The sequence below is a fragment of the Paenibacillus sp. VT-400 genome (genome assembly GCF_001029205.1).
GTDB classification, from domain to species: Bacteria; Bacillota; Bacilli; order Paenibacillales; family Paenibacillaceae; genus Paenibacillus; species Paenibacillus amylolyticus.
In genome coordinates this window covers 262,497-277,204 of record NZ_LELF01000067.1, presented here as the reverse complement: position 1 = coordinate 277,204, position 14,708 = coordinate 262,497, and the positions used below count along the sequence as shown (strand labels likewise).

11 protein-coding genes are annotated in these 14,708 nt (G+C 48.0%); 7 read left to right on the top strand and 4 right to left on the bottom strand.

Features of this window, described 5'->3' with window-relative positions; translation table 11 throughout:
- Positions 1 to 149: 149 nt before the first annotated feature.
- On the bottom strand, positions 150 to 773 hold the full coding sequence (gene pcp / locus EL84_RS11900; protein WP_047841848.1) for a pyroglutamyl-peptidase I: 624 nt from the start codon (positions 771 to 773) through the stop codon (positions 150 to 152).
- A 21-nt stretch (positions 774 to 794) separates the two neighbouring features.
- Positions 795 to 1,796: a Gfo/Idh/MocA family protein gene (locus EL84_RS11895; protein ID WP_047841847.1), complete on the bottom strand. Its 1,002-nt coding sequence runs from the start codon at positions 1,794 to 1,796 to the stop codon at positions 795 to 797.
- A gap of 476 nt (positions 1,797 to 2,272) precedes the next feature.
- Here EL84_RS11895 and EL84_RS11890 point away from each other — a divergent pair, with 476 nt between their 5' ends.
- The 4 genes from EL84_RS11890 to EL84_RS11875 all read left to right on the top strand — a co-directional run bounded on the left by EL84_RS11890 (position 2,273) and on the right by EL84_RS11875 (position 7,203).
- Entirely contained in the window at positions 2,273 to 4,003 is a 1,731-nt protein-coding gene (locus tag EL84_RS11890; protein WP_047841846.1) for an AraC family transcriptional regulator, read from the top strand.
- A gap of 99 nt (positions 4,004 to 4,102) precedes the next feature.
- Complete coding sequence (locus EL84_RS11885; protein ID WP_082218987.1) at positions 4,103 to 5,176, top strand: FecCD family ABC transporter permease; 1,074 nt, start codon at positions 4,103 to 4,105, stop codon at positions 5,174 to 5,176.
- Positions 5,177 to 5,178: 2 nt separating this feature from the next.
- Positions 5,179 to 6,195, top strand: coding sequence for a FecCD family ABC transporter permease (locus tag EL84_RS11880; protein ID WP_047841845.1), 1,017 nt, complete (start codon positions 5,179 to 5,181; stop codon positions 6,193 to 6,195).
- Between the two features lie 60 nt (positions 6,196 to 6,255).
- Positions 6,256 to 7,203 carry an iron-hydroxamate ABC transporter substrate-binding protein gene (locus EL84_RS11875; RefSeq protein WP_047841844.1) on the top strand — a complete coding sequence of 316 codons (948 nt, stop codon included), beginning with the start codon at positions 6,256 to 6,258 and terminating at the stop codon, positions 7,201 to 7,203.
- A gap of 853 nt (positions 7,204 to 8,056) precedes the next feature.
- On the opposite strand, the gene EL84_RS11870 is transcribed toward EL84_RS11875, so the two are convergent.
- Complete coding sequence (locus EL84_RS11870) at positions 8,057 to 8,254, bottom strand: hypothetical protein (RefSeq protein ID WP_047841843.1); 198 nt, start codon at positions 8,252 to 8,254, stop codon at positions 8,057 to 8,059.
- A gap of 233 nt (positions 8,255 to 8,487) precedes the next feature.
- Positions 8,488 to 9,402, bottom strand: coding sequence for a hypothetical protein (locus tag EL84_RS11865; RefSeq protein ID WP_047841842.1), 915 nt, complete (start codon positions 9,400 to 9,402; stop codon positions 8,488 to 8,490).
- 556 nt (positions 9,403 to 9,958) lie between these two features.
- On the opposite strand from EL84_RS11865, the gene EL84_RS11860 reads away from it, so the two are divergent.
- From EL84_RS11860 to EL84_RS11850, 3 genes are all read left to right on the top strand, one after another.
- Positions 9,959 to 10,393, top strand: a complete 435-nt coding sequence (locus tag EL84_RS11860) for a MarR family winged helix-turn-helix transcriptional regulator (RefSeq protein ID WP_047841841.1) — start codon at positions 9,959 to 9,961, stop codon at positions 10,391 to 10,393.
- Between the two features lie 83 nt (positions 10,394 to 10,476).
- Positions 10,477 to 12,261: an ABC transporter ATP-binding protein gene (locus EL84_RS11855; protein ID WP_047841840.1), complete on the top strand. Its 1,785-nt coding sequence runs from the start codon at positions 10,477 to 10,479 to the stop codon at positions 12,259 to 12,261.
- Positions 12,254 to 14,086 carry an ABC transporter ATP-binding protein gene (locus tag EL84_RS11850; protein ID WP_152683007.1) on the top strand — a complete coding sequence of 611 codons (1,833 nt, stop codon included), beginning with the start codon at positions 12,254 to 12,256 and terminating at the stop codon, positions 14,084 to 14,086. The genes EL84_RS11855 and EL84_RS11850 overlap by 8 nt, the downstream gene beginning before the upstream one ends.
- Positions 14,087 to 14,708: the final 622 nt, after the last annotated feature.

Sequence of the window (14,708 nt, the reverse complement as noted above, 5' to 3'; positions counted from 1 at the left end):
CATGCAACTCCAAGCTCTCCACGTCATCTTGAACCCTACTTTACCCTGTCCCAACCCACTGCTCTCCCTCTCACAACTGCGGTCTATGAATCCAACCAACCGTCACCTACGATCTGCTGCAACCGCAGCCGAACGATCGCAACCATCCCCTACGAATCAGCCACAACCGTGCGAATCATGATCCGCAGCGCATCCAGCATCATTGGAATAGGAAGCGACGGAACGGAAGGCTGCAACACAGCCATCTCTGTGGAGGCAGGAAAGTGCACAAATCCTGCACGGATCGGAAGATGCCCTATACGAATGTGATCCAGTACCCGATACATCGTGTTGTTGCAGATATATGTACCTGCTGTATTGGACACGGTAGCGGGAATACCCGCTGCGGACATGTCCTTCACCATGGCACGTATGGGCAAAGTGGCAAACAAGCCGTCCGGGCTGCCGTCTACAATTGGCTCGTCCACAGGACGCTGTCCTTGGTTATCCGCGTAGGAGCCTGGCGGAATATCTTTGACATTCACGGCGATCCGCTCCGGTGTGATGGATGTTCTGCCCTTGGCCAGCCCACAGGCGATGACGACATCTGGCCGATAGGCTTCCATCTCTGCGATCAGCAGGTCTGCACATTCATCAAAGTTCACGGGCAACAGTACTGTTTTTAGCTCAGCGCCCTCGATGACTTCGTTCGCAAGAGCTTCCATTAACGCCCCCGTCGGATTCACCGCATCCCCGCCAAAAGGTTCAAACCCGGATATCAGAATCTTCACCATCACACGTCAGCTCCTGTCTGTTTACTCCGATTTGTAACGCAATCCCCACTGGCCCCGAATCGTGTCCATCAGCTTCATGATTTCCAAGGATTCGTCCAGTTTAATGGTGTTGCTCTCCGTCCGACCTTCGAGGATACAACGTCCCGCTTCTTCTGCCTCAAAAGCATAACCAATACATGTTCGATCATCCGTGAACTTCTCCGGCTCGTCCTGACCATTCACATGCAGAAAGGCTTCTTTACCCGCCAAGAATAAAGGAAGACGAATCTTGCCTTCCGTACCGTATATGACCGCTTCATTGCTGAGGTTCAGACGAATGGCAGCACTCAGTGATGCAGAGCGTCCCTCAGAATAGGACAACAACACGGAAAATTGCTCGTCCACACCCGTCTCACCGATATTGGCCGTACTCCATACATGCTGGGGCTGTTCACCAAAGATCATCGATGCAAAGGAGATCGGGTACACCCCTGCATCCAACAATGCGCCTCCACCCAGATCCGGATTAAGCAACCTACCTTCCGGCTCCCAGCCGACACGGAATCCAAAGTCTGCCTGGAGCAAACGTACTTCACCAATTCGTCCTTCTGCAATCCATGCTCTGGCTTGAGCGATCGGCGGCAAAAAGCGTGTCCACATCCCTTCCATCAGGAAAAGGTTACGCTCCCGTGCCGTCTCCACCAGTTGCTCCAACTGACGCGCGTTCATCGTAAACGGCTTCTCACATAGCACCGCCTTGCCTGCCTCCAGACAAGCCATTACATTCTCCTTATGCACAGGGTGAGGTGTTGCCACATAGATAATATCTACCTCAGGATCTTGCAGCATTTCATCATAAGAACCGTAAGCGCGTGCAAAACCATATTCATCTGCAAACTTCTCCGCACTTCCCGCTGTCCGTGAACCTACCGCTGCTTTCACAGCGTTTCCCGCATGCTCCAAATCCCTTGCAAACTGGGATGCAATCCATCCCGTGCCCATAATGCCCCAGCGTACTTTGTCCCGTCCCACTACTTCTGTCATATTAAAGCCTCCCTACTGCAATTTGAGTTGAAAAGGTTCATGATTCAGATCAGGCCAACATGTTATCCCCTTTATTTTACCAAAAAGAAACGCGTACGTCAGAAAACGATTTCGATTATGTGCTTTCAATAGACTTCAAGCTCATCAGGGCCTCGAACATATCTGTGTACATTTCAATTCTCCAGTAGATTTGCTAAGATTATCAGCAGACTAGGGCCAAGAAGTCTTGTCCGTAAACATACTTGTAACTAGCGACAATCTGGTTAAACTATCGATCACATCTGATAACGGGATCATATACCCTGTGCTATTCATAAAACATCTGGCTATACTGCAAACGTGCTTTTGACAAGGCAGCCAGTATTCACTACATCATGCCAAACGTATCAATAGACGTTCAGGTCCGAGAAAATATGGTACGTTCCAGATTCAATTATTACCTAAACTGTTCCAAAGAGAGGAGGTCGCATAACACCATGACCACCATCCCCGGTACCGCCCACAGCGGCATGAATCCACACACGTTACATCAGCAGACGAGTCCCAATTCAGAAAAGGAATCCTCAACCCGAGCAGACCTAGATGCATTCTTGAATGATACCCTGATCGAACTTCGTCAGGCAGAACATATTATAACCCGTGGGAAATGGCGCTGGTTCACAACTGAGCTAGCTCATCATACTTTCATATACATGCACAAATTCACAGGCCAACTGATCATGAATGGGATCCAATCTCACGTGGTTCGCAAATCAGCTTGTCTGTCCCTACCAGGAACTGCAATTGAACTGATTAGTGATGAAGACCATGATATTGAACTGTATATCATTCACTTTGATATGTATCGGGCTACGGAGAAAACAAAAGCCAGACGAATCTACGAACGTGAGCTCAGTTCACCTGTTACAGGCTGGATTCAGGGCCCATTTTATGGTATACAGCGCATTGCCGCACAGCTTACACAACTGACCAACGAAGGCTTGGAAACAGGCCTGAAGGCACAGCTCTTCCTGACCGAACTGTTACATATGCTCTGGCCTCAAGAATACCAGACTGACATAGGGGCTGTGCAGGATGAACCCGAACAGTGGCTGAGGTCCACCCTGCAATACATGCGTGAAAACTATATGCACGAGATCAAACTGGAAAAGCTGGCTGAACTGGCTGACATGCACCCGTCCTATTACTCACAGCTATTCAAGAGCCGCATGCAGAAAAATCCGATTGAATACATTACTCATCTGCGTATGAACCGGGCCAAGGAATTACTGCTCACTTCCGATCTGCGTATCCGTGATGTCGCTCGTGAAGTGGGTTACCGTGACGAATTTTATTTCAGCCGACGTTTCCGAAACCATGCCGGTTATGCGCCAACTTCCTATTCGAAGCAGGTCCACCGAAATATCGTGTCGCTCTCCTATCCATACACGGACCACCTGATGACACTTGGTATCACGCCATGCGCAGCTCAGATTCAAGGCCATCTTCCTCATATGCCCAAATCGCTGACGCTGCCCTTCCACGCCTATGAACCTTGGGAACAGGGACGTCAGGCTTTCCTGGATGTGAATCCTGAATTGATTCTGACCAAGGACAATGCAGCTGCCAAAGCGATGGAGCATATTGGCGATGTCGCCCCCATCATCACGATTCCCTGGAACCAGACAGACGTCTTTGGTCATCTGCATCAGATTGCATCCATTGTGGATCGTACCCAAGCAGCCACAGATTGGCTGGATCGACATGAACGCAAGGCAGAGCGTGCACGCAAAAAAATCAAGGAATTCGTCGGGGACATCACCGTTGCCGTTGGCACGTTAACACCTAAAGGTCCACGGATGTACAGCCATCGGAACTTTGGACATGTCTTTTATCGAACCTTGCAACTTGCCGCTCCTCAGCGCATTCAGACCGAACTGGCTGGCAAATCTCCCGGCGTTGGATTCAACTGGCTGCCCTTTACACCAGGAGAATGGGACGGACTGGAGGCAGATGTGCTGGTACTGGCGATTAATTCTATGCATGAAAAGGTAACACTGTTGAAAGAGATGGCTTCGAATCCACTGTGGAACAGCCATCCTGCGGTAAAAAACGGACGTGTACATCTCATCGACTGGAACTCATGGGTCGTATATGCTCCATATTCCATCAACATCCAGCTCGATGAAGCGCTCTCTATGTTGACGAACAAACCTTCACTTTTGTAATCTAAAAAATGTCCATCTCCAAAATCTTAATTTATGCCATGTACGGGCCTGAATTAAGATTCTATAATGATCACTAATTGATAATGATAATCAATAACAATGAAATACGTTGTTGGTACCAAAGGAGTGACCCGTATTCAACATCCGGGACTGCCAAATCGTCCGTCTAATTCAAGAAAATCTGCAGTGACCGTTGGGCTGACGTTTTTGTCTGCCATAGCCATACTGCTGCTAAGTATGTTTGTCGCAATCTCTTTAGGTGCCAAAGGACTAACTCTGGAAACCGTATGGGCTGCCATATTTCAGTACAACCCAGCTTTGACACCACATCAGATTATTCATGAGCTGCGGCTGCCTCGTGTCCTTGCCGCGGTTATTATCGGCGCTGCTTTTGCCGTTGCAGGAGCTTTAATGCAAGGCATTACGCGTAATCCGCTGGCAGACACGGGCATTCTGGGCATCAATGCTGGAGCCACTTTTGTCGTAGCATTGAGCTTTGCCTTTTGGCCCGGACTGCCATACAGCTGGATTATGTTTTTATCATTCGTGGGGGCTGTTCTGGGCACACTGCTTATCTTCCTGCTTGGAATGGCTGCACCTGGTGGTCTGAATTCCATCAGACTGACCGTTGCTGGAGCGGTTATTGCAGCCATGTTAACCTCGCTCAGCACAGGTGTTGCCATTTATTTTGACCTGAGTCAGGATCTGGCCTTCTGGTATGCGGGTGGTTTTGGCGGAATTGAATGGCGGCATCTCAAGTTGATTCTTCCCGTGCTACTCGTGACGCTGTTGCTGATCATGCCACTCGCCCGACGTGTATCCCTTATGTCACTCGGTGAAGAAGTAGCGATTAATCTCGGGATCAACTTGCGCTGGACGAGGTTTCTCGCCCTCGCAGCGGTTGTTGTGCTGGCTGGTGTGTCCGTGTCGGCAGTAGGCTCGATTGGATTTGTCGGACTTGTCATCCCTCATATCTCCCGCAAACTGGTGGGTGTGGATTATCGACTCATCATTCCGATGTCTTCTCTGCTTGGAGCGATTTTACTGGTGCTCGCCGATCTGGGCTCACGCATCGTGAACCCGCCCGAGGAGCTCGCGGTAGGCATTATGGTCGCTTTTGTCGGTGTACCTTTCTTCCTCTATCTGGCCCGTAAAGAAAGGAGGGCCTTGTAGCGATGAATTTTAATACACCTTCACGAGGTAAACGTTCGATAGTTGTCAGTATCACACTGCTCTGCATCGCCATTGCCGTTATTGTGATCAGCCTGAACACGGGAACCATTCGTCTCTCCCCAGCGGCTGTGTTACAGACTCTGCTTGGTAATGGCAGTTCGGATGATCAGATTGTACTGTTTGATTACCGACTGCCTCGCATCCTGGTAACTGTACTGGCCGGAGCGGGACTTGGTATTGCCGGAGCAGCCTTGCAAGGGATCACCCGCAATCCATTGGCGGACCCGGGCATTCTGGGATTACATGCAGGGGCTGCATTTGGACTAATGGTGTTTGTTAGTCTCTCCTTTACGATGGATGGTTCTGTGGCCTTGCTGATCCCGTTGTTTGCTTTTGCAGGCAGTGTTGCTGCCGCCCTGATCATCATGCTGTTATCTTATGATCGGCACAACGGCGTATCACCCATTAAGCTGATTCTGGTGGGAATCGCGGTAGCGGCCGGGTTCCATGCGTTGACACTCTACCTTTCCCTGCGTCTGGATGAAGACACCTATTCCTTTGCCGCTCGCTGGTTGGCAGGAAGCGTCTGGGGCCGGGATTGGATTCATGTGCAAGCGTTGCTTCCTTGGGTGGTGTTATGTATCTCGTACATCTGGAGTCGATCCAAAACGCTTGATGCCTTCAACCTTGGTGATGCTGCCGCAACCAGTATTGGGACGCCTGTTCGATCCCAGCGTGTTATTTTGCTGCTCTGTGCCGTGGCCTTGTCTGCCGTCAGTGTATCGATGGCTGGTGGGATCGGCTTTATCGGTCTGGCGGCACCACATCTGGCGCGTAGACTTGTCGGTCCGATGCATCGGCATCTGATCCCTGCTGCCGGGCTCATCGGTATGGTTATTCTGGTGAGCGCCGATACAATCGGGCGAACGATCTTTCAGCCTAATGCCATTCCGGCAGGCGTGGTGGTTGCTGCGATTGGTGCACCTTACTTTTTGTACCTATTAGTACGAAGCAAGTGATCTTTTTTTCAAAAAACAATAAAGACATCCAAGAGATGTTCAAGGAGAATGTGATTACCCATGTTAAAGAAAAATCTTATGCTTGTCATGAGTATCTGTCTGGTGCTTGTGCTTGCAGCCTGTGGAACGACCAATAATTCATCATCTGCTTCTGGTGGTTCTTCTACGGATACTTCAACCAAGAATCAAGACAACAGTGCAAGTTCGGGAGAGCAACGTATTGCCTCCATGTCGATCCATCTGACCAATGATCTGCTGTCTCTTGGCATTACTCCGGTTGGTTCCGTTATCGGTGGCGAAGCCAAAGGTTTCCTGCCCCATGTTGCTGATCAACTTCAAAATACAACGCCACTTGGTCCGGTTAAAGACCCGGATATGGAAGCTTTGCTTGCCCTGAAACCCGATGTGATCTATCTGGACGAAGAATTCTCCGGTGGTGATATTGCCAAATTCGAAAAAATTGCTCCGGTGCATGTCTTCAATCTGGATGACGGTACATGGCGCGACCATCTGAAAGACATTGGCAAACTCGTGAATCGCGAGAAGGAAGCCGAGCAATACATTCAGGACTACGCGACCGAAACGGAAGAAGTGAAATCTCTGATTCATGACACGATTGGTGATGGTACTGTGATGGCAATCCGTGTTACTGCCAAAGAATTACGTGTATTCAGTACACGCCGTCCCATGGGCCCCATTTTGTATGAGGATCTCGGTCTGACTCCTGCCAAAGGGATCACTGATATCGATTCGACTAAACCGTATCAAGTCGTCTCCCGTGAAATATTGCCGGACTATGATGCAGATGCGATCTTTGTGGTTGTGAATTCGGATGATGAAGCCCAGACCATGTTCAAGGAGCTACAAAACAATCCGATCTGGCAAGGCCTGAAAGCAGTCAAAGCCGGCCATGTCTACCCGATTGGTGCACAACCTTGGCTGGATTACTCATCGATCGGTAATAAAATGGCCATGGATGAAGCCAAAGAAATGTTCTCCAAAAAATAATTTCCCTTACACTCCACACTTAACGTGTCACAATACCAAAAAACCTCTCTTAGAGACCGGAACAGAGTTAGTTATCATACTCTCTTCCGCTCAAAGCAGAGGTTTTTGTTTTTTTCTTATCTACTCAACTTTCGCAGCTTAAATCTACAAACAAGCCCTTGATATAACTGGATAAACCAGAGATCTATTCCTGTAGTTGACAAAAAACAGACGTTTAGCTCTTTTTCGTTATCGCTTGAGAAACGAGAAATAAACTCATCAGATGCTGAAGCGTGAATTGGAAGTCCAGGTTGCAAACCTCATCGGAAAAGAGAAAAAAGACTCCTCCCGGTATCAAGTCATCACTGGTTTCGTGCCATTCAGATTCCATCGCTAAATAAAGCCTGAATACAATTAGTTGGTCAAAGGAGCGTCCTTGAAAATCGGTTCCCAGTTTCAAATAGCTCTTGGTCACTTAAGAGGTCTGTCGGGTTAAAGACTTGCGCGATGCGGTTAAGCCCGTTCCCAGTATTTTACCCGACAAAACCAAGCTCTTAATATCGGTAATGAGAAAGGCAAAAATTCGATGGCAGCAATGCAATGAAACTGACCATTCGAATCGCTTTAAAAATACGCCACGACTTCAAATCTGAAATCGATTTTAATGTGTATTCGATAGCTGGAGCGATTGGATTAACTACTCCGGCAACCCTGTAGCCATGTTCATCGAGCATAAAGTGCCTGTTTATCAGGGAGAGCTTCAAAAAATAAGGGACCGACCTTGACACCGTCGGTCCCTTATTATATTTATTGCTTTAATCATTTGATTATTTCTGCTAATGCTTACCCAGGCGAAGGAACTGATGCCACCCCTCTACAAAGCAGGCACTTTCTCGGGCACTTTACCATACCTGACCAAGCTTTCCTGAAGCAAGTTCACCACCTGCACTAACCTATAGCCCTTTCCATCTCCTAGAGACTGAAGCAGTGCCGCATTCAAGTATTCGAACTCCTCATTCGTCCCTAGCTGATGATTAAATTGATGGTGGTGATCTACAAACAGCTGATTCATGCCCTTGCTTGGCACCAGCTCTAATAATCTATCCAGTTTTGGCTGGATCAGACGCTCTTCAATGCGAATCTGTTCCGGCTCCTTCCCAAAACACTTATACCTATGTCATTATCATGCATATTCTCCGGCTGTTAATCTCATATGGCATTCCGTTAACATTCACAGCAGCCTCTGCTCCTTTAATTCTAATTACAAGAAATTTTCGTTGGGACAGAAAACTTATCATTGTAAAGTTATCTGCTTCCCGCAGGAACAGCTTCTTTAATCTTAGGAAAGAATGTTCTAGCATGCTTCTCCTGATCTTGCGTCCGGAAAACCGTAATATCCAGCTTCTCTCCATTCAGCTCTGTAGGAATGTCCTGTCTTCCATCTAGGAAAGCCACCGTACCGAGAGCCATCAAGCCTTCCGCGCTCGTACCTACGAAAAAGCCACCGACTTTTTTGTTCAGCTTCGTTTTCCCTCCGGATTGATCTTCTTCCTCCAACGAGTATTGAATCGTGATGACTTCTGCCAATTGACTAGCTTCAATTTTATTAACCTCTACATGTCTGATGAACACGATAGAATCTTCCTTTTTCAATTGCACGTATGGACCGTCATTAATCAGATAGTGATACCAGAAATGGTGTCCACCCAATTTTCTCCGTTGACCTCCCTGCTCTCCCAGGAACACATGTTCAAAATACGAAGTGCTTTTGCCTAAAATTAATTTGAACCAGAGAGCTTTGAGCATATTCATCCACTCTTCATTGGAGCTGCCTGCGGCCAGATGTCCGTTAGACTCGGCATACTCACGAGCTAGCTGCATCGGCTTCGTTCCAATCGCAAACCGCAAGAACGTGTCAACCTCTTCCTGTTCCTCCGGCGTATTATCCTCTTTGCCATTCTTTCTCCAATCATAGTTATCGTGCAGCTTGATGAATAAGTCGTAGGATTGTTGCTTGGACTGCGGAATAAGAGATTCTTTAAACACGGAAATCTCATCCTTCTCGCTTCCTGACGTTGTAACCTCATTCGGCATTGGATCCATATCCACAATTACATAGCCTTGCTTAGCATCCTTTTTGTTATCACTAAGCCCATCAATCAACGGAAGTAAACCATTCCCCTTCATGTCTGCGTCCCAAATTTGCTGAAATATCATCATTATCCGTCCTTTCCAAATTCGTTTTTTTGAAGCTTTATCATCTTTTACAAGTCAAATTGTATTTATGTTGGAATTTAGTGGGAATACAATGGTTTTTTGTGAATTAAATTATTATTCACTCAACTTTCGCAGCTTAAATTACCGAACAAACCCTTGATGTATAAGGACAAATCAGCCATCCACTACTGGAGTTGAAACGATGCCGTTTGTTTGCCAACTATCGGCCTGAAGCTCCAGCTCGCTGCTATCGCCCTGCACCATATAATGTCCCAGATAGGGATGGCCACCTCGCCGGATCAGCAGTATAAGTTTCCAGAAACTGTTGTTCACTGATACGTACCTGATCCTGATACCCAGATGAACCTTCGTAAGTCATTATTTACAAACTCGATTCTGTTATTAACATTATGTTATTAACTATTAGATAGTATTAATTTATCTCAGGTCAATATTTCCAATCCAAAATAAATGATCTGTATTCACTTGACGATATGTCAAATTGAACTTAAAATTTAGTTAGTCGACTAACTAAATGGATATGAACGGAGTAGATGATATGAACCCAGTCCAAAATGATCGGTTAATGGGCCAGCTATCCGAACTGGTGAAACTGAAACGCTACAAGGTACATGAGAAACTTGTGAACCACCCCGAGTTATACCCGGGGCAGCCCCCTTTGTTGTTCCAGCTTGAACGGGAAGATGGCCAATCCCAGAAAAACCTGGCCGAACAACTTCAGCGCAGTCCCGCAACGGTAACCGTGATGCTCAAGCGCATGGAATCATCCGGTTATGTGAGACGTGAAGCAGACCCGAAAGATATGCGCAGTTTGCGGGTATACCTGACGGATCAAGGGCGCTCTGCGCTACAAGAATTGAGAGAAGTGATTCAGGAGTTGGAACAGCAAGCCCAGAAAGATTTTACACCGGAAGAATCCGAGATCATGGCTGCACTTGCACACCGTATGCTCCAAAACCTGCGTGAATCCTGAGGTGATGCAGATTCGCGATTGAAGCAGCTAAAGGTATTATGAAATTGATTCACTTATGCTATGAAGATTGAGGTGATTCCCTATTGTGGACGTTAAAACGATTCTTGACCCCATATAAGTCGGCGGCAATCGTCGCTCCGCTGCTCATGGTACTTGAGGTTACCATGGACCTGCTCCAGCCCAAGCTGATGTCCAGCATCGTGGATGATGGTGTACTTGCAGGGAATCTGCCCCATATCGTGACTACAGGTCTGATCATGCTACTTGTTGCGTTAATCGGCTGGGTTGGCGGCGCAGGCTGTACACTCTATTCAAGCAAAGCTGCCGTTGGATACGGCACGGATCTGCGCCAGGAACTGTTTGACCATATTCAAACCTTCTCTTTCCGCAATCTGGATACGTTTCAGGAAGGATCTCTGATCACTCGTCTGACGAGTGACATTACCCAGATGCAGACCTTTGTGCAGATGCTGCTGCGGATGTTTATCCGTTCGCCGATGCTGATCATTGGTAGTATCATCATGGCGTTTACGATCAGTGTAAAGCTGGCTTTAATTCTTATTGCGACTGTACCGGTGCTGTTTATTATTTTATTTATTCTGATAAAAGCTTCCTATCCGCTGTTCGCCAGTGTGCAGAACAAACTTGATCAGGTCAACGCCGTGCTTCAGGAGAATCTTGCCGGCATTCGTGTCGTCAAGGCATTTGCACGTGCACGTCTGGAGAAAAAACGGTTCAAGCAATCCAACGAAGATTACACTACAACCGCCGTCAAAGCTTGGCGGATCGTCACACTGAATGCACCCGTGCTCAGCCTGATGCTGAACGCTACCATTGTAGCGGTGCTGTGGTTCGGAGGTTTCCAGGTAGTGGGAGGCGATATTGCTGCCGGAGATCTGATTGCTTTTATCAACTATGTCACGGTTGTACTCTCTTCCCTCACGTCGATCGGCATGATGATGATGAGTTTCTCCCGCGCCAAGGTATCTGCTGCACGGATCAACGAGGTGTTACATACACAGCCGGATATTCAATCGGGAACCGATAACTCCGGGAATGTACAGTCATCCCCGTCTACTCGTGATCAGTCCCGAAACCAAACGTCTTCTCTTTCCTCGCACACAGGCGGTCAAGTGGAGTTCAGAGACGTATCTTTCCGTTATGACGGAGACCATGCACTCACCGGAATTAACCTGAAGGCTCGCCCAGGTGAGAAAGTTGCCTTGATCGGTTCAACAGGTTCAGGCAAAACCTCGCTGGTGCAGCTGATTCCCCGTCTGTATGATGCTTCCCAGGGTGAAGTGCTCGTGAATGGAGTAAACGTTCGCCACTGGGCTCTTCAGGCTCTTCGCAGCCGTGTATCCATTGTGCTACAGGAATCCATCCTGTTCAGCGGCAGCATCCGGGATAACATTTGCTTCGGCCGGCCCGGTGCAACGGATGATGAGTTGCGTAATGCGGCACAAGCTGCGGCAGCGGATGATTTTATTATGAAACTAAAGGATGGCTATGACACGGAGCTGGGTCAGCGCGGGGTCAATCTATCCGGTGGACAGAAACAACGTATATCCATTGCACGCGCCCTGCTCATGCGGCCAGAAGTGCTGATTCTGGATGATAGCACCAGTGCTGTGGATCTGCGTACGGAAGCGAGCATTCAGAAGGCTTTGCAATCTTTGATGAAAGACAGCACGACCTTTTTGATTGCACAGCGGATCTCCTCCGTGAAGGATGCAGACTGTATATATGTTATTGATGAAGGACAGATCGTTGCCAGAGGCACACATGATGACCTTATGGCTCATTCATCACACTATCAAGCCATCTATTATTCGCAGCAACGGAAGGAGGATGTTCAATTTGGCTAAACCTGCATCTTCCTCCATACAACAAACGGTCGTGCCTCCCATCGGAAGACCCGGACCAGCGGGCAGAGGACCTGTTCCCAAAGTCAGAGCCAAAAATGCTCGCCACGCCCTGATTCGGGTATGGTCGTACATGGGACGTCATCGCAAAGGAGTTATCGCTGCATTAGTGCTGACGGCTCTTGGAACACTGCTCAATCTGGCAGGACCTTACTTTCTCGGCCGCGCCGTAAACGAACATATTGTGCCCAAAGTAACAGCGGGTTTGCTGAAGGAATGTCTTCTTTTGCTGAGTGTGTATGTCCTTGGCTCACTCCTAATGTGGGCTCAATCCTATGTCATGATTGGTGTGTCCCAACTGACCGTTAAGGATCTGCGACATGCGTTGTTCTCCCGACTACAAGAGCTGCCTGTCAGCTTTTTTGATAAAAATCAAAGCGGGGATCTGATGAGCCGGGCGACCAATGATATCGATAACGTATCTACAACGCTGAATCAAAGCGTAACCCAATTGATGTCCAGTGCCATCCTGCTCGTTGGTTCCTTATCGATCATGTTTGCACTCGATGTTCGCCTAACATTGCTTAGTCTGATAACGGTACCGTTGATTACCATCGCCACTCGCCTAATCGCGTCAAGAACACGTAAACACTTCACAGCCCAGCAGAAATTGCTTGGTGAGCTTAATGGGTATGCTCAGGAAACCATTGCTGGACAAAAAGTCGTAGCGGCTTATAACCGTCAGGATCAGGCACATCAACATTTTGAGAATTTGAACGAGAAACTGCGCACATCCAGCACACAGGCCCAGACCGTTTCGGGTTTGGTTGGACCTACGATGAACGTGATGAATAATATCGGGTTTGCCATACTGGCTTCTGTAGGTGGATGGATGGCTTATCATGATCTGACGTCCATCGGACTGATCGTCAGTTTTCTCGCTTACTCCCGCCAGATTGAGCGGCCGCTCAACGATCTTGCCAATCAGTACAATCTGATTCAGGCTGCAATTGCAGGTGCTGAACGTGTGTTTCACATTATGGATACGCCTAGCGAATACGTAGAGGAACAGAAGAAACAACTGGACCAGATTCAAGGTAAAGTGGTATTTGAAGACGTCTCTTTCGGATACAGTGCGGAGCGAGACATTTTGAAGAAGGTCAGTTTTACTGCAAAACCTGGTGAGATGATTGCACTTGTTGGACCCACCGGCGCAGGCAAAACAACCATTATCAACCTGTTACCCCGTTTCTACGAGATTACAGGCGGACGGATTACCATCGATGGATGTAACATCTCGGAACTGGAGAAGGATCAACTCCGTCGGCAACTCGGCATTGTACTTCAGGATGCCTACCTGTTCTCGGGTACCATTCGCGACAATCTCGCCTACGGCAAGCCCGACGCAACCGATGAACAGATCAGGCAAGCGGCTGAGCTGGCGAATGCACATTCGTTCATCCGCAAACTGTCACAAGGTTACGACACCCCCATCATTTCCGGGGGAAGCAACCTCAGTCAGGGACAACGACAACTGCTGACCATTGCCCGGGCAATTCTGGCTGATCCGGCCATTCTTATTCTGGATGAAGCAACAAGCAGCATTGATACGCGCACGGAGATGCACATTCAGGAAGCGATGCGCACTTTAATGAAAGACCGTACCAGCTTTGTCATCGCCCACAGACTGAGCACGATTCGTGAAGCCGATCAGATTCTCGTCATTGATGATGGACAGATCGCTGAACGGGGCAACCATGATGAGTTGATGCAGCAACAAGGATTCTACTATCAGTTACATCAGGGACAGCTCAATAAGTCGAACTAAAGCGACTCTGCAAAGTTACTCCATGCCGAAGTGGACCTTAGCGCGTACGGAGCAAGCGAATGTGCTGTATCCCGACTGTGGGGAGAACATTTCCTTCTTGTGCGAGTAAACGATCAGGACGCCGTAAAAGGAGATTTTCTCTATGCCAAATGAAAAGCTCCACTCCGTGCCGGGCGGGCTTGAGGACATCGTCCAGCTCACGGTTGGAACAGAGCAAGAGCGTAAGCTAACGAATCTGAGGCGGCTTATTCATGCTTTTAAAGCTCCCTCAGAAATCTGAGGAACCTGAGACACGTTATATCCAAACAAACAGCCGTTTTCAGCGTTTTTTTTCATGAGATTGGGGAAATAACGTGTCTGAAGTTTCTTACAAATTAAAGTAAGGACTTGAAGGCTAAATAAGACGTCCTATGTTCCTTAGAAAATCGACTACCCATTCGCCAAGATCAAACGGCTTGAACTTCAGACTTTTATACGCTGACCTCTATCATCATATCGCTTACTTGAATTTGAAGTCACACTCTTATATAGCTAAAATGATCGGAACCGATGTGGACTCCACACATTAGCTAATCGAAATATTAAACGCCGCACGGGGTTCTTCTGGACCCATGCGGCGTTT